This is a genomic window from Mycobacterium sp. 141, assembly GCF_000382405.1.
Taxonomy (GTDB): domain Bacteria; phylum Actinomycetota; class Actinomycetes; order Mycobacteriales; family Mycobacteriaceae; genus Mycobacterium.
In genome coordinates this window covers 315,885-331,843 of the sequence record NZ_KB908257.1, presented here as the reverse complement: position 1 = coordinate 331,843, position 15,959 = coordinate 315,885, and the positions used below count along the sequence as shown (strand labels likewise).

Below are 15,959 nucleotides of genomic sequence, written 5' to 3'. Positions count from 1 at the left end.
CCAGCCGATCGTGGCGCGGAACATCCCGGCATGGCCAACTACCCGAGCGACGAGACGCCGCGTCGTCGCCACCGGCCGTCGGGACCGAGCTCCAACCGCTGGTTGCCGCCGCTGGACGAGGAGCCCACCGACACCTATCGCTCCGACCCACAGTCAGGCGTCGGATCGGCCACCGCCGAGAAGGTGACCGTGACTCGTGCGGCAGCCGCGCGCAGCCGCGAGATGGGTTCACGAATGTACGGTTTCGTGCATCGTGCGGCCACCGCCGACGGCGCCGACAAGTCCGGGCTGACCGCGCTGACCTGGCCGGTGGTGGCCAACTTCGCCGTCGACGCCGCCATGGCCGTCGCCTTGGCCAACACCCTGTTCTTCGCCGCCGCCAGCGGTGAATCCAAGAGCAAGGTGGCGTTGTACCTGTTGATCACCATTGCCCCCTTCGCCGTGATAGCACCGCTGATCGGACCCGCCCTCGATCGGTTGCAGCACGGCCGCCGGGTAGCGCTGGCCGCGTCGTTCGCGCTGCGCACCGCGCTGATCGTGGTGCTCATCGCCAACTACGACGGCGATTCGGGTAGCTACCCGTCGTGGGTGCTCTACCCGTGTGCACTGGGGATGATGGTGCTCTCCAAATCGTTCTCGGTGCTGCGCAGCGCCGTCACACCCCGCGTGCTGCCGCCGACCATCGACCTGGTCCGCGTCAACTCCCGGCTGACGACCTTCGGTCTGCTGGGCGGCACCGTGGTCGGCGGCGCCATCGCCGCGGGCGCCGAGTACGGGCTCCGGGTGGTGCATCTGCCCGGTGCGCTCTACGTCGTCGCCGCTGTCTCGGCGGCCGGCGCGGTGCTGTCGATGCGGATCCCCAAGTGGGTCGAGGTCACCGAAGGCGAGGTGCCGACGACGCTGAGTTACCACGGTGATTCGGCAGGCGGCCCGGGCGAGCTGAAACGTCCCCGCAAGACCAAGACCGCGAGTCAGCCCATGGGCCGCAACACCATCACCGCACTGTGGGGCAACTGCACGATCAAGGTGATGGTCGGTTTCCTTTTTCTGTACCCCGCGTTCGTGGCCAAATCGCACGACGCGACCGGCTGGCAGCAGCTGCTGATGCTCGGTCTGATCGGGGCCGCAGCAGGCATCGGCAACTTCGCCGGCAACATCGCGGCGGCCCAACTCAAACTGGGCCGCCCTGCCCAACTGGTCGTGCGTGCGGCCGTCGCCGTCACCGCCGTCGCGCTGGCCACCGCGCTGACCGGAAACCTGCTGGTCGCGGCGGGTGCCACACTGGTGACCTCCGCTGCCAGTGCGATCGCCAAGGCGTCGCTGGACGCGTCGCTGCAAGACGATCTGCCCGAGGAGTCGCGCGCCTCGGCGTTCGGCCGCTCAGAGTCGGTACTACAGCTGGCCTGGGTGGCCGGCGGCGCGACGGGCGTGCTGATCTACACGGACCTGACAGTCGGCTTCACTACCATCACCGCCGTGCTGATACTCGGCCTGGCGCAGACCATCGTGAGCTACCGCGGCGAGTCATTGATCCCCGGCCTCGGCGGTAACCGTCCGGTGCTGGCCCGACAAGAAGGCGGAGGCCCCGCGATGGCCAGCACGACGGATACGCCGAGATGAAGCGTTTTCTCACCATCCTGGCGGTGATCGTCGTGCTCGCGACGGCAGGTACGGCCGTGGCGGTATGGCGGCTCAGCCGCGGACACGACGAGCTGCCGAAGATCAGTGCCTACACCAACGGTCACCTGACCCGGGTCGGGCCGTTCCGGTACTGCCCCGTGCTCAACCTGAACGACTGCTCGCAGTTGGGCAGCCAGGGCGAGCTGCGGGTCAGCAAAGAACACCCAGTGCAGCTGTCGGTGCCCTCGTCGATCGCCCGCGCGCCGTGGCGGCTGCTGCGGGTCTACGAGAACCCGATCGACACCACGTTGTCGATCTACCGGCCGGATACCACTCTGGCCGTGACGATTCCGACGGTCGACCCGCAACGCGGCCGGTTGACCGGCATTGCCGTGCAGCTGCTCACCCTCGTGCAGGATCAGAACGGCGAGGTGTTCGACCTGCCCCACGCCGAATGGTCGGTGCGCACGAACTGGCCCGACAAGGCTCAGCCGGCGCCGTGACCCGCGGGTCTTAAATTGCTCCTCGCGTGCGCGGGTCTTAAATTGCTCCTCGCGTGCGCGGGACCCGCTCGGATTCACGCGTCGGCCCCGGCGGCGTGCCGTCACCAAAGGGCCTGCCGCCCAGCGATTCCCGGCCGTGCGGGGTAAGCCAGTTGGACAGCTCCGGCCCCTTCGGCACAATCCGGGTCGGATTGATGTCGGCATGCACCATGTAGTAGTGCTGCTTGATCTGGACGAAGTCGATGGTGTCGCCGAAACCCGGGGTCTGGAACAGGTCACGGGCATAGGCCCACAGCACCGGAAGCTCCGTGAGCTTGGACCGATTGCACTTGAAGTGGCCGTGATACACCGGGTCGAACCGGGCCAGCGTGGTGAACAGTCGCACGTCGGCCTCGGTGATGGTGTCGCCCACGAGATATCGCTGCGTCGCCAACCGCTCCGAGAGCCAGTCGAGCGCGGTGAACAGCCGGTCGTAGGCGGCGTCGTACGCCTCTTGTGAGCCGGCGAAACCGCACCGGTACACACCGTTGTTGACCTCGGTGTAGATGCGCCTGGACACGGTGTCGATCTCGTCTCGCAACGGTTCGGGGTACAGCTGCGGAGCACCCTCGCGGTGGAATTCGGTCCACTCGGTCGAGAAGTCCAGCGTCATCTGAGCGAAGTCGTTCGTCACCACCGCACCCGTCGGCACGTCGACGACGGCGGGAACCGTAATACCCTTGGAGTAGTCGGGATCACGCGCGAAGTAGGCGTCCTGCAGCCGCGGAATTTTCAACACCGGGTCGAGGCCCCCGGGATCGAGATCGAAGGTCCAGCTGCGCGCATCGTGCGTCGGTCCGCAGAAGCCGATGGACAGGGCGTCCTCCAGCCCCAGTAGCCGGCGCACGATGATCGCCCGGTTGGCCCACGGACACGCCCGCGCCACCACCAATCGGTACCGGCCGGCCTCGACGGGATAGCCGTCGAGGCCCGTGCACGTGATCCGGGTGGTGATGTAGTTGGTATCGCGGTTGAATTCGCCTCCGGACGAAGACTTGTCGGCGACGTAGGAGCCCTGAGCCATGGCTTCAGTCTCCCCCGCCGCAACGCGTCAGGCGTCGAGTTCCCGTGCGACGGCCTTGACCACCTCGGACACGCGCCGGGCGACCTTGCGGTCGGGGTAGCGGCCCTTGCGCAGCTCCGGCTGCACGGTGTCCTCCAGCAGCGTGATCATGTCCGAGACCATGCCGTGCAGCTCGTCGGGGGTGTGCTTGTGCTCGGGACGCTCCGCCTCGCGGCGAGTCTTGCTCAGGCTCGGTGGCGGATCAATCAGCTTGAGGCTCAATGCCTGCGGACCACGACGGCCTGCGGCCACCCCGAACTCGACGCGCTGGCCGGCCTTGAGCGCCTCGACACCCGAAGGCAACGCCGAAGACCGGACGTAGACGTCCTCGCCGTCCTCCTGGGACAAAAACCCGAAGCCCTTTTCGGCGTCGTACCACTTAACCCTGCCGGTCGGCACTGGACTCACCTGCTCGTCGTTGGTAGCTCTACACAGACATACAAATTTCGCGTCCCGGATTGCGCCGGAACGCGATGTGCAGATCCTACTCGGGCCCTAATTGCTCTCACGTGCGCGACCTAGTGCTCCTCACGTCCGCTGTGACCTAATTGCTCCTCACGTCCGCCGTGACCTAATTGCTCCTCACGTCCGCCGTGACCTAATTGCTCCTCACGTCCGCCGACCTATCACCGCGTTACGTCCCTCATCGCCGTTACTCGGTAGGCTTGGACTACCGCTCGAGGAGAAAATGCGCCCCATATGCGAGTGATACTGAACATCATCTGGTTGGTCTTCGGCGGCCTGTACCTGGCGCTGGGATACCTGCTGGCGGCGCTGATCTGCTTCATCCTGATCGTCACCATCCCGTTCGGGTTCGCCTCGCTGCGCATCGCCTCCTACGCGCTGTGGCCGTTCGGCCGCACCATCGTCGACAAACCGGGCACCCGGCCCGGCGCGCTGATCGGCAACATCATCTGGATCCTGTTGTGCGGTATCTGGCTGGCCATCGGCCACCTGGTCACCGCGGTCGCCATGGCGATCACCATCATCGGCATCCCGCTGGCGCTGGCCAACCTCAAGCTGATCCCGGTGTCCCTCATGCCGCTGGGCAAGGAGATCGTCCCGGTGGGCTCGGCCAAGGCCCCGGTATGACCATCACCGCACTCGGACTGCCCGCCGTGCACTCGCGCGGGAAAGCCGCCGTCGATCCGCGCCCGACAAGTGGCCCGCTCATCGACAGCTATGGCCGGGTCGCGACGGACCTTCGCGTCTCGCTCACCGACCGGTGCAATCTGCGCTGCACGTATTGCATGCCCGCCGAGGGCCTGGACTGGCTTCCCGGCCAGGCCCTGTTGACCGCCGACGAACTGGCCCGCCTCCTGCGCATCGCGGTGACGCGACTGGGCGTCACCAGCATCCGCTTCACCGGCGGTGAGCCCCTGGTGTCTCGGCACCTCGAAGACGCGGTGGCCGCGGCCGCCGCGCTGACACCCCGCCCGGAGATCACCCTGACCACCAACGGCATCGGGCTGCAGCGCCGTGCCGCCGGGTTACGCCAAGCCGGGCTGGACCGCATCAACGTCTCGCTCGACAGCGTCGATGCCGCACATTTCGCCCGGATCACCCGGCGCGACCGACTGGGCGACGTCTTGGCCGGCCTGGCCGCCGCAAAGGCCGCCGGGCTCGAGCCGGTGAAGGTCAACGCGGTGCTCGATCCGGTGACCGGGCTCGACGACGCGGTAGGCCTGCTGCGGTATTGCCTCGAACATGGCTACCAGCTACGCATCATCGAACAGATGCCGCTGGACGCCGGGCACACCTGGAAGCGCGACCAGGTGATCGACGCCGACCGGATCCTGCAGACCTTGCATCAGCACTTCGCGTTGCACCCCGATCCCCGCCCGCGGGGCTCGGCGCCCGCCGAACTGTGGCAGGTCGAGCCGGATGGCACGCATCCGGGCGGCACGGTCGGTGTCATCGCCTCGGTGTCGCACGCGTTCTGCTCGGCCTGCGATCGCACCCGGCTGACCGCCGACGGCCAGATTCGCAGCTGCCTGTTCTCCACCGAGGAGACCGATCTGCGCGGCCTGCTGCGTACCGGAGCGGACGACGCTGCGGTCGATGCCGCGTGGCGCGCAGCCATGTGGGCCAAGCCTGCCGGGCACGGCATCAACGACCCAAGCTTTGTGCAACCGACGCGTCCCATGAGCGCGATCGGGGGGTAACCATGGCTGCGACGGTCGACGTGACGGTCCGGTATTTCGCCGCTGCAGCCGCCGCTGCGGGCGTCGAGACCGAAACGTTAGGTCTCGAATCGGGAACGACGATCGAGGAACTGGTCGCGCGGCTCGGCGACGGCAACGATGAACTCGCGCGAGTGCTGAAACGGTGCTCCTACCTGTGCGACGGCGTCGCAGTGCACGACAAGACGGCCGCCGTCACAGCGCCGCGGACGCTTGACGTGTTACCACCATTTGCCGGCGGCTAACGTGATTTACGTCACATAACAAAATGGTCACAAGCTGGCTACGAGTCGCGTTACCAACGCCGCGACCTGGGGAAACGCATCAGCAACCTGCGCCTTTAATATTTTTTTAATTTTTGCCGGGCCGAAAAACGCCCGACCCGACAAAAGATGACTTGCTTGCGACGAACCGTTACCGTTCACTCCCAAGTCATCAACCGACCCTCAACCGGATGACCTGCCATCCCCGATTGCGCCGAGCTCCATCCATCGGGCGGGTGGTCAACGACGAACAACTGGATGGAGGCGGGGGACCCACCGGTCCACCGAGCTACAAGGACCCGGAGCCGCTTGCGGCCCCTTGGGGTGAAGCTGTCGTCGTTTCGACGTCGACGGCCGGGCTACCTCTCCAGCCCGAACCCGACAGCTGACCTCGTGGGCGCATACGAGAGGATCTCACGCTCATGAGTGGACGGCATCGTAAGCCCACCACGGGTTCATCAGCCAAGAACGTCGCCAAGATTGCCGTGGCCGGTGCCGCGCTTGCCGGCGGCAGCCTCGCACTGGCAAGCCAGGCGACGGCCGCGACCGACGGCGAATGGGACACCGTGGCCCGCTGCGAATCGGGCGGCAACTGGGCCATCAACACCGGAAACGGCTACCAGGGCGGGCTGCAGTTCTCGCCGAGCACCTGGTCGGGCCACGGCGGTGGCCAGTACGCCCCGGCCGCAAACATGGCCACCAAGGAACAGCAGATCGCTGTTGCCGAGCGCGTTCTGGCCAGCCAGGGCAAGGGCGCTTGGCCCGTGTGCGGCCACGGGCTGTCCGGTGCGACCCCGCGCAACGTGGTGAACCAGCCGCAGCCGCTGGACAACCCGGCCGTCGACGCCCCCGCACCCGACGCACCTACCGTCGAGGCTGCAGCGTTCGATGCTGCCGCGGCCCCGGCACCTGACGCCCCGCCGCCAGCACCGCAGGATCTGCCGCCGGCACCGCAGGATCTGCCCCCGGCACCGCAGGATCTGCCCCCGGCACCGCAGGATCTGCCCCCGGCACCGCAGGATCTGCCCCCGGCACCGCAGGATCTCCCCCCGGCACCGCAGGATCTGCCCCCGGCACCGCAGGATCTCCCGCCGGCACCGGATGCTCCGGCCCCCGATGCTCCGGCACCGGCCGACGTGCCGCCGCCCGCTCCGGCCCCCGAAGCGCCCGCTCCCGTGGAGGCCCAGTCCGTCTCCTACGTGGAGCAGGTCCAGCAGGCCATCGAGAAGCAAGGCCTGCACGGCAACGTCATCATCGGCTGAGTCCGCTCAGGCGGAGTTGACCCACTCGTCGGTGCCGTCAGCGAAGTGCTGGTGTTTCCACACCGGTAGCCGTTCCTTGACGGTGTCCACAAGGCGGGCACAGGTTTCGAACGCCGCTCTGCGATGGTCCGCTGCCACAGCGGCCACCAGGGCGGCGTCTCCTATGTTCAGGGTTCCGATGCGGTGACTCACCGCAATAGCCCGGACTCCAACACTTTCCGCGGCGATCTCGGCGGCAACCGCCTCCAGCGTCTGCAGGGCGGTCGGATGGGCGGAGTACTCCAGCCGCAACACCGACCGGCCGCCGTCATGGTCGCGAACCACGCCCGAGAACCCCACGACGGCGCCTGCGGCCTCGTGAGCCACCAGCGCTTCGTATTCCGGCAGAGCGATGGGGTCCTCGGTGAGTTCCACCCGGACGACGACAGCGCTCATCGCAGTTGTCTCCTCTTCGCGCAAGCGCTCATCGCAGTTGTTTCCTCTTCGCGCAAGCGCTCATCGGTCGTGGTCCCGGCCGCTCAGCTGATCCAACGCATGCTCCAGTACGTGGTCGAGCACGCCCAGGCCGTCCTTCACCCCACCCGTCGAGCCGGGCAGGTTCACGATCAGCGTGCGCCCGGCCACACCGCAGACGCCGCGCGACAGCACCGACGTGGGCACCTTGTGGCCTCCCGAGCGCCGGATGGCGTCGGCCAGGCCGGGCACCTGACAATCCAGCACCGCCATGGTGGCTTCCGGAGTGCGGTCGGTGGGCGAGATGCCGGTGCCGCCAGAAGTGATGATCAGGTCAACGTGTTCGGCCAACGCGGACCGCAGCGCTGCGCCGACGGCGGCGCCATCGGGAACCACCACTTGTTCGGTCACGTCATAACCACGGTGTGACAGCCAACCGACGATCATGGGACCGGTGCGATCGTCGTAGATGCCGGCCGATGCGCGCGTCGACGCGATGACCACCCGGGCCGAACGGGTTATGCCGGTGGAGTGTCTGGAGTCCATAGACCCGTTTTACCGCCCTCTTTGCGCAGCACCCGGATCTGGTCGAGACGAGCCGCCGGATCGACGGCCTTGATCATGTCGTAGAGCGTCAGCGCAGCCACGCTGACGGCGGTCAGCGCTTCCATCTCGACGCCCGTGCGATCGGTGCTGCGCACGGTTGCGGTGATGTCCACGCGGTCGGTCCCGATGTCGAAATCGACGTCGACACCGGTGAGTGCCAACTGATGACACAGCGGAATCAGATCGGAGGTCCGCTTGGCGGCCATGATGCCGGCAACGCGTGCCGTGGCCAGCGCGTCACCCTTGGGCAACCCTCCCGAGGCGATCAATGCGACCACCTCGGCGCCGGTCAGCACAGTGCCCGCGGCAACGGCGGTGCGCCTGGTGACGTCCTTGGTGGTGACGTCGACCATGTGCGCCGCCCCGGAGTCGTCGAGGTGCGACAGCCCCACCGTTACCGGTTGACGACGGTGACCGACTGGATGAACGGCAGGGTGTCCGCCGGTACAGGGAAGATCACGTCACCGAACGGAGACAGTGCTCCGGTACGGTCGGTTGCCAGTTCGCTGACGGCGTGATCGTCGCCGTCACTGAGGACCGGCCAGCCGTTGTCGACGTACTGTTTCTTGTTGTTGTCAGCCACGCCCCACATTGTGGCAGGCCAGGCATCCGGTGGCGAGACCGACATGGCACGGGTGGGCGAGAGCGCAGCGGCCGGGAATATCCTGAGCGGGCTGCTTTACGCTGGTCAGGAAATGACCGCGAAGACTCCTTCGGAGGACACGAGCGCCGCGACCCGGGCGACCGCCGGGATCCCACTCGGCTCCTGGCTGGCCGATCTCCCTGACGAGGGACTTCTGCGGGTTCTGCAATTGCGGCCGGACTTGACCCAACCGCCGCCGGCCAGTCTGTCGGCGCTGGCTGCGCGGGCCTTGTCGCGACAGTCGGTCAAGGCCGCCACCGACGGACTGGACTTCCTGCACCTGGCGGTGCTGGACGCGTTGCTGGTGTTGCATGCCGACACCTACGCCGTCACGGTCGCCGAACTCAACAAGCTGCTGGGCGAGCGGGCCGACGCCGACGCAGTCGCCACCGCGCTGGACAATCTGCGTGAGCGGGTCGTGGTGTGGGGAACCGATGAGGTGCGGGTGGCCCCGGAGACTGCCGGATCGCTGCCGTGGTACCCGGGCCAGGCCGTGCTGGAGTCGTCCGACCGCAGCGCTGACGAGATCGCCGCACAGCTGGCCGATCTCGACGATGCTCAGGCTGATCTGCTGGCCCGGTTGGTGGATGGCTCGCCGATCGGCCGCACCCGCGATGCGGCCGCCGGAACTCCGCCGGACCGGCCGGTACCGCGGCTTCTGGAGGCCGGACTGCTGCGCCGGGTCGACGACGAAACCGTGATCCTGCCCCGACTGGTGGGCCAGTCGCTGCGCGGCGAGGTCCCGGGACCCGTGGAATTGGCGGTGCCCACGCTCAACGCAACAGTCACGACGACCGCCGAAGTGGACGCCGTCGCCGCGGGTGCCGCGCTCGATCTGTTGCGCGAGATCGAACTATTGGTCGAAACCCTGGGCGCCACACCGGTTGTCGAGCTGCGCAACGGCGGGCTCGGGGTGCGCGACGTCAGACGGCTGGCCAAGACGACGGGGATCGACGAGCCGCGGCTGGGCCTCATCCTGGAACTGGCCGCGACAGCCGGGCTGATCGCCGTCGGCATGCCCGACCCTGATCCGGGCGACGACACAGGACCGTATTGGGCGCCCACAGTGGCCGCCGACCGTTTCGCGGAGTCGCCGACGGCCGCGCGCTGGCAGCTGATCGCCTCGACCTGGCTCGACTTGCAGGCCCGCCCGGCGCTCATCGGTACCCGCGGACCCGACGGCAAACCCTTTGCAGCACTGTCAGATTCACTGTTCTCCACGGCCGCCCCACTGGATCGCCGGCTGCTACTGACGGTGCTGGCCGAACTTCCTCCGGGGTCTGGTGTCGATGCGGCCGAGGCTTCGCGGGCGATGATCTGGCATCGACCTCGCTGGTCGGCACGTCTGCAGCCGAGCACCGTCGCGAACCTGCTGGACGAGGCACACGCGGTGGGCCTGGCGGGCCGCGGCGCGGTCAGCACGCCGGGCCGCGGCCTGCTGGCCGACGGTCCGCCCGAGGACGTTGTGGCGACGATGGCCAAGGTGCTGCCCAAGCCGCTCGACCATTTTCTGCTGCAGGCCGATCTCACGGTGATCGTGCCGGGGCCGTTGGAACGCGAGCTGGCCGAGCAGTTGGCCGTGGTGGCCACCGTCGAATCGGCAGGCGCGGCCATGGTGTACCGCATCAGCGAAGCCTCGGTGCGGCACGCGCTGGACTCCGGACGCACCGCGAGCGAGCTGCACACCCTGTTCGAGAAACACTCCAAAACCCCGGTGCCACAAGGCTTGACGTACCTCATCGACGACGTCGCACGTCGGCACGGGCAGCTGCGGGTCGGCATTGCATCGTCGTTCGTGCGATGCGAGGATGCCGCTCTGCTGGCGCAGGCGGTCACCTCGGCCGTCGCCGAACGCCTCGAGCTGCGGCTGCTGGCCCCGACGGTCGCGGTGTCGCAGGCCCCGATCGCCGATGTGCTGGTCGGGCTGCGGGAGGCCGGCTTCGCCCCAGCCGCCGAGGACTCGTCGGGCAGCATCGTCGACATCGGGGCGCGCGGCGCCCGCGTCGCCATCCCGACCCGGCGTCGGGTGTACCGGCCCGCGACACCTCCGACCGCACAGACGCTTTCGGCGATCATCGCGGTGCTGCGCAAGGTGTCCAGCGGACCATTCGCGAATGTTCGGCTGGATCCGGCGATGGCCATCACCCAGCTGCAAGACGCCGCAATCGCCCAAACCTCGGTCGTGATCGGTTATGTGGACCCGGCCGGCGTGGCCACCCAGCGGGTGGTGGCGCCGATCAACGTCCGTGGCGGCCAGCTCACCGCCTACGATCCCGCCGCGGGGCGGGTGCGGGAGTTCGCGATTCACCGCGTCACCTCGGTGGTATCAGCCGACGGCGACTAGACAACTCGTCTGGCGGCGTTCCGCAGCTCTCGGCGTGTCGCGGCTCCCGAGGCACACTGCCTGCCAGAGACGTCCAGGTACCGCTGTGACGGGTGTGGCTAGACCTACTGGCCACCGTCTAACCCGGCGAACAGCCTCGGCACAGCTCATCCACAGAACCGTTCACGACCATGTCTCTCGTGACAACCCTGTTGAGCGAGGCTGTTCAGGCTCCGGCGAGACGCGGCGTGTCGCTACTGCACGGCTGGCTGCCGCCGACGGTATGGGCAGTGGCCGCCATCGTGTTGGTGCTGGCGATCGGGTGGCGAACCCGACGGTGGCGGCTGATCTGGCTGCCGGCGGCGATCGTGATCGGCCTCATCCTGGCCGGGTGGACCCACTGGTACATCGATACGGAGGGGCTGGCCGGCGATCCCGCACCGGACTCGCTGTGGATTTGGGTGGGTCTGACGGGTCTGGCGATCGCGGTCGCGGTGTTCGGCTGGCGCGGCAACCACTGGTGGCGCCGAGGGCTGTCCGTGGTCGCGGTGCCGCTGTGCCTGTTGAGCGCGGGGCTGGCCCTGAACCTCTGGGTCGGCTACTTCCCGACGGTCCCGGCGGCTTGGAACGAATTGACGGCCGGGCCGTTGCCCGACGAAACCGACCTCGCGACTGTCCAGAGCATGCGGGGTAAAGGTGCACCTGAGCACGGGGCACTCGTTCCGGTGGACATTCCTGCTGACGCGTCGGGATTCAAACACCGCACCGAGTTGGTGTATCTGCCGCCGGCCTGGTTCGCCGCCAATGCGCCGAAGTTTCCGGTCGTGACGATGATCGCCGGTGAATTCAACACCCCGTCCGACTGGCCGCGCACGGGCAACGCGATCGCCACGATCGACAACTTCGCCGCCGCGCACGGCGGCAACGCCCCGGTATTCGTGTTCGTCGACGTCGGCGGTTCCTTCAACAACGACACCGAATGCGTCAACGGTCCGCGCGGCAACGTGGCGGATCACCTCATCAAGGACGTGCCGCCGTATCTCACCGGCACGTTCGATGTGCAGAAGGCCGGTTGGGGCGTCGTGGGCTGGTCGATGGGCGGTACCTGCGCGGTGGACCTGACCGTGATGCATCCCGAACTGTTCAGCTCCTTCGTCGACATCGCCGGGGACATGGGACCTAATGCGGGCACCAAAGATCAGACCATCGCCAGGGTCTACGGCGGCGACGCCTCACAGTGGCCGATCTACGACCCCACGACCGTGATCGACAAGCACGGGCCGTACCAAGGTGTTTCGGGCTGGTTCGCGATCTCCTCGGACGCGCCGCAGCAACGGAAGGGCGGATGGGGCAATCCCGACGCGGTCGGCCTGGGCGGGCAGGACGCCGCGGGCAATCCGGGTGATCAGACCGATGCCGCCAATTCGCTGTGCAGGTTAGGTCGGGACAACGGCATCACCTGCGCTGTTGTCGCCAGCCCCGGCAAGCACGACTGGCCATTTGCGATGGACGTGTTCAAGGCCTCACTGCCGTGGCTGGCCGGCCAGATCGGCACGCCGGGCGTCGCCAAGGTGCCGCTGCCCGGGGCGGTCACGGGATCGGCGCCGACAGGGACCCCGTTGCAGGCCGCGCACCACTGAGCTCCGGGGTTGTCGGCGCGTTCGGAATAATGGTCAGAATGACTTGCAAGCGAGGAGCCGCGCATGACTGACGGCCCGCTGATCGTGCAGTCCGACAAGACGGTGCTGTTGGAGATCGACCATGCCCAGGCCGGTGCGGCACGCGCAGCCATCGCCCCGTTCGCCGAATTGGAACGCGCGCCCGAACACGTACACACCTACCGCATCACGCCGCTGGCGTTGTGGAACGCCCGCGCTGCCGGCCACGACGCCGAGCAGGTGGTCGACGCGCTGGTCTCGTTTTCCCGCTACGCCGTCCCCCAGCCGCTGCTGGTCGACATCGTCGACACCATGTCCCGCTACGGGCGGCTGCAGCTGGTCAAGCATCCGGCGCACGGGTTGACCCTGGTGAGCCTCGACCGCGCGGTGCTCGAGGAGGTGCTGCGCAACAAGAAGATCGCGCCCATGCTGGGTTCCCGCATCGACGACGACACCGTGATCGTGCACGCCAGTGAACGCGGCCGGGTCAAGCAGATGCTGCTCAAGATCGGCTGGCCCGCCGAGGACCTGGCTGGCTATGTCGACGGCGAGGCGCACCCGATCGCACTGAAGCAGGACGGCTGGGAACTGCGCGACTACCAGGAGATGGCCACCGACTCGTTCTGGGCCGGCGGATCGGGCGTGGTGGTGCTGCCGTGTGGCGCGGGGAAGACGCTGGTCGGTGCCGCGGCGATGGCCAAGGCCGGCGCGACGACGCTGATCCTGGTCACCAACACCGTGGCGGGCCGGCAGTGGAAGCGGGAGCTGGTCGCCCGCACCACGCTGACCGAGGACGAGATAGGCGAATATTCCGGGGAAAAGAAGGAGATCCGCCCGGTCACCATCGCGACCTACCAGGTGATCACGCGGCGCAGCAAGGGTGAGTACAAGAACCTGGAGATCTTCGACAGCCGCGACTGGGGTCTGATCATCTACGACGAGGTTCACCTGTTGCCGGCCCCGGTGTTCCGGATGACCGCTGACCTGCAGTCCCGGCGCCGTTTGGGATTGACCGCAACGCTGATCCGCGAGGATGGCCGGGAGGGCGACGTGTTCTCGCTGATCGGGCCCAAGCGCTACGACGCGCCGTGGAAGGACATCGAAGCCCAGGGCTGGATCGCCCCCGCCGAGTGCATCGAGGTCCGGGTGACGATGACCGACAACGAGCGGATGATCTACGCGACCGCCGAGCCCGACGAACGCTACAAACTGTGCTCCACTGCACACACCAAGATCGCGGTGGTGCGCTCGATCCTGGAACGTCACTCCGGCGAACAGACACTGGTCATCGGCGCGTACCTCGACCAGCTGGAGGAACTCGGGCAGGAGCTCGATGCGCCGGTGATCCAGGGGTCGACGAAGAACTCCGAACGTGAGGCGTTGTTCGACGCGTTCCGCCGCGGTGAGATCGCCACCCTGGTGGTGAGCAAGGTGGCGAACTTCTCCATCGATCTGCCGGAAGCGTCTGTGGCCGTTCAGGTTTCGGGAACCTTCGGCTCGCGCCAGGAGGAGGCGCAGCGGCTGGGCCGGTTGCTGCGGCCGAAGGCCGACGGCGGTGGTGCGGTGTTCTACTCCGTGGTTTCCCGCGATTCTTTGGACGCAGAGTACGCCGCGCACCGACAGCGGTTCCTCGCCGAGCAGGGCTACGGGTACATCATCAAAGACGCCGACGATCTGCTGGGGCCGACGATCTGACGCCCGCCGGCGTCACGACTCGACCGCCGCACGCGAGTTCGGACAGCCGCCTTAGCGAAAATGATTATCATTTTTCTATGACTGGCTTCGCCGAACCTGCGCAGCGCACGGCGACGCCGCTCGCGGCAAGCAGCGCGCCGTGACAGCGGCGTTCCCGCCGCGGCAGCGGCGTACGGCCAACAAGCAGGCCGTCCTGGACGCGCTGGGAAGCGCCGACACCTTCCGCAGCGCCCAGCACCTGTTCCTCCAGCTGCACCGACGCCAGCCTCAACGGATCGCACTGACCAGCGTCTACCGGATCCTGCACAGCCTGGCCGCCGAAGGTGTCGTCGAAACACAATCTGCCGAAGACGGCGAAGCGCTCTACCGCTTGCGCACAGGCACCGAACACCGGCACTACCTGCTGTGCCGCCAGTGCGGCCGCGCGGTCCCGTTCTCGCCGACGGCGCTGGAAGAAGTGGCCGCCGATCTGGTGCGGCAACACCACTTCACCGAGGTCACGCACCGTGTCGACCTCTACGGCACATGCCCCCGATGTCATTCCGCCGACCGCGCCTGAGGGGCCTTCAGCACACGTCGACCAGGCGCCACTGGTGCGGCCGCCCCCACCCTGGTATAGGTAATGACAATCATATTCGATTACTCGATCAACCCTGACTGGAGGACACCGTGACGATCGGAACCCACCGCGTGCTGAGCACCGTCGCCGCCCTGGCGGCACTCACCACGCTGGGCATGACGGCCTGCGGATCGCAGAATTCGTCGAACTCCTCAGGGACGTCATCGGCGGCTTCGGGATCCTCGGCGAGCAGTTCGGCGGCACCACCGGCAGCCGCACCCATCGCGGTGGTGGCCGCGGAGAACTTCTGGGGAGACATCGCCAAGCAGATCGGCGGCGATCACGTGGCCGTCACCTCGATCATCAGCGACCCCAACGCCGACCCCCACCAGTACGAGTCCGACGCGAACACCGCGGCCGCGGTGAGCAAGGCGCAACTGGTCGTCGACAACGGTCTGGGCTACGACGACTTCATGGACAAACTCTTCAGCGCCTCACCCAACCCGAACCGCAAGGTCATCACCGCCGCCGAGGTGATGGGCATTTCCGGAGACGACGCCAACCCGCACATCTGGTACGACACCGCCAAGGTGCCCGACGTCGCCAACGCCATCGCCGGCCAGCTCGGCGCCCTGGATCCCACCGATGCGGCCATGTTCACCGCCAATGCCAAGACCTTCAACGACAGCCTGACCCCGATCAACGACGCGATCGCCAACATCAAGACCAAGTATCCGGACGCCCCGGTCGGCTACACCGAACGTGTCCCCGGCTATCTCGTCGATGCCGCCGGGCTCAAGCTGGCCACCCCGGCGTCGTTCGCGCAGTCCATCGAAGACGGCAACGACCCCAGCCCGGCGGACAACCAGGCGATGGACAATGACATGAAGACCAAGGCCATCAAGGTCCTGCTCTACAACGGCCAGGTCACCAGCCCGGCCACAGACGCGGTCAAATCCCTGGCCCAGCAGAGCGGCATCCCCATCGTCGGCGTGACCGAAACACTGCCGCCCACCGACAAGGACTTCCAGACCTGGCAGCTGCGGCAGATCAACGAGATCACGAACGCCCTGGCGCATTAGGCAGCAG

General features: G+C 67.4%; 17 protein-coding genes and 1 riboswitch. Of the genes, 11 read left to right on the top strand and 6 right to left on the bottom strand.

The annotated features are described in order from the left end of the window. Positions 1 to 30: 30 nt before the first annotated feature. Positions 31 to 1,620: an MFS transporter gene (locus tag H276_RS0106860; RefSeq protein WP_019970563.1), complete on the top strand. Its 1,590-nt coding sequence runs from the start codon at positions 31 to 33 to the stop codon at positions 1,618 to 1,620. Then, positions 1,617 to 2,123 carry a DUF2771 domain-containing protein gene (locus H276_RS0106855; protein ID WP_019970562.1) on the top strand — a complete coding sequence of 169 codons (507 nt, stop codon included), beginning with the start codon at positions 1,617 to 1,619 and terminating at the stop codon, positions 2,121 to 2,123. The genes H276_RS0106860 and H276_RS0106855 overlap by 4 nt, the downstream gene beginning before the upstream one ends. A gap of 37 nt (positions 2,124 to 2,160) precedes the next feature. Here the strand turns inward: H276_RS0106855 and H276_RS0106850 are convergent, their stop codons facing one another. Together H276_RS0106850 and H276_RS0106845 are read right to left on the bottom strand one after the other, a co-directional pair. Continuing rightward, a complete protein-coding gene (locus H276_RS0106850) occupies positions 2,161 to 3,186 on the bottom strand; it encodes a glutathione S-transferase family protein (protein ID WP_019970561.1) in 1,026 nt (341 codons plus the stop codon). A 27-nt stretch (positions 3,187 to 3,213) separates the two neighbouring features. Then, entirely contained in the window at positions 3,214 to 3,624 is a 411-nt protein-coding gene (locus H276_RS0106845) for a cold-shock protein (RefSeq protein ID WP_018602056.1), read from the bottom strand. A gap of 300 nt (positions 3,625 to 3,924) precedes the next feature. Between H276_RS0106845 and H276_RS0106840 the strand changes: the two genes are divergently transcribed. The 4 genes from H276_RS0106840 (at position 3,925) to H276_RS0106825 (ending at position 6,933) form a co-directional block, all read left to right on the top strand. Further along, complete coding sequence (locus H276_RS0106840) at positions 3,925 to 4,317, top strand: YccF domain-containing protein (RefSeq protein WP_019970560.1); 393 nt, start codon at positions 3,925 to 3,927, stop codon at positions 4,315 to 4,317. Beyond that, a complete protein-coding gene (gene moaA / locus H276_RS0106835; protein ID WP_019970559.1) occupies positions 4,314 to 5,390 on the top strand; it encodes a GTP 3',8-cyclase MoaA in 1,077 nt (358 codons plus the stop codon). The genes H276_RS0106840 and moaA overlap by 4 nt, the downstream gene beginning before the upstream one ends. A gap of 2 nt (positions 5,391 to 5,392) precedes the next feature. After that, positions 5,393 to 5,653, top strand: coding sequence for a MoaD/ThiS family protein (locus H276_RS0106830; protein ID WP_019970558.1), 261 nt, complete (start codon positions 5,393 to 5,395; stop codon positions 5,651 to 5,653). 220 nt (positions 5,654 to 5,873) lie between these two features. Continuing rightward, positions 5,874 to 6,086, top strand: a riboswitch (cyclic di-AMP (ydaO/yuaA leader). Positions 6,087 to 6,093: 7 nt separating this feature from the next. Beyond that, on the top strand, positions 6,094 to 6,933 hold the full coding sequence (locus H276_RS0106825) for a transglycosylase family protein (RefSeq protein ID WP_019970557.1): 840 nt from the start codon (positions 6,094 to 6,096) through the stop codon (positions 6,931 to 6,933). A gap of 6 nt (positions 6,934 to 6,939) precedes the next feature. On the opposite strand, the gene H276_RS0106820 is transcribed toward H276_RS0106825, so the two are convergent. From H276_RS0106820 to H276_RS0106805, 4 genes are read right to left on the bottom strand one after another with little or no spacing between them, the layout of a single operon-like run. Then, entirely contained in the window at positions 6,940 to 7,368 is a 429-nt protein-coding gene (locus tag H276_RS0106820; protein ID WP_019970556.1) for a molybdenum cofactor biosynthesis protein MoaE, read from the bottom strand. 60 nt (positions 7,369 to 7,428) lie between these two features. Beyond that, positions 7,429 to 7,932: a molybdenum cofactor biosynthesis protein B gene (locus H276_RS0106815; protein WP_155942979.1), complete on the bottom strand. Its 504-nt coding sequence runs from the start codon at positions 7,930 to 7,932 to the stop codon at positions 7,429 to 7,431. Continuing rightward, a complete protein-coding gene (gene moaC / locus H276_RS0106810; protein ID WP_019970554.1) occupies positions 7,905 to 8,384 on the bottom strand; it encodes a cyclic pyranopterin monophosphate synthase MoaC in 480 nt (159 codons plus the stop codon). The genes H276_RS0106815 and moaC overlap by 28 nt, the downstream gene beginning before the upstream one ends. A 2-nt stretch (positions 8,385 to 8,386) precedes the next feature. Further along, positions 8,387 to 8,584, bottom strand: coding sequence for a hypothetical protein (locus H276_RS0106805; RefSeq protein ID WP_019970553.1), 198 nt, complete (start codon positions 8,582 to 8,584; stop codon positions 8,387 to 8,389). Between the two features lie 103 nt (positions 8,585 to 8,687). Here H276_RS0106805 and H276_RS0106800 point away from each other — a divergent pair, with 103 nt between their 5' ends. The 5 genes from H276_RS0106800 (at position 8,688) to H276_RS0106775 (ending at position 15,952) form a co-directional block, all read left to right on the top strand. After that, the gene (locus H276_RS0106800) at positions 8,688 to 10,979 is read left to right on the top strand and encodes a helicase-associated domain-containing protein (protein WP_036460700.1); all 2,292 of its coding nucleotides are present in this window, start codon (positions 8,688 to 8,690) and stop codon (positions 10,977 to 10,979) included. A gap of 170 nt (positions 10,980 to 11,149) precedes the next feature. Then, complete coding sequence (locus tag H276_RS0106795; protein WP_369758416.1) at positions 11,150 to 12,598, top strand: alpha/beta hydrolase; 1,449 nt, start codon at positions 11,150 to 11,152, stop codon at positions 12,596 to 12,598. 63 nt (positions 12,599 to 12,661) lie between these two features. Next, a complete protein-coding gene (locus H276_RS0106790) occupies positions 12,662 to 14,311 on the top strand; it encodes a DNA repair helicase XPB (protein WP_019970550.1) in 1,650 nt (549 codons plus the stop codon). A gap of 139 nt (positions 14,312 to 14,450) precedes the next feature. Beyond that, entirely contained in the window at positions 14,451 to 14,870 is a 420-nt protein-coding gene (locus tag H276_RS0106785) for a Fur family transcriptional regulator (protein ID WP_019970549.1), read from the top strand. Positions 14,871 to 14,980: 110 nt separating this feature from the next. Continuing rightward, positions 14,981 to 15,952 (top strand): metal ABC transporter solute-binding protein, Zn/Mn family, encoded by a 972-nt coding sequence (locus H276_RS0106775; protein ID WP_155942978.1) that lies wholly within the window; start codon positions 14,981 to 14,983, stop codon positions 15,950 to 15,952. The last annotated feature ends 7 nt before the right edge of the window (positions 15,953 to 15,959 follow it).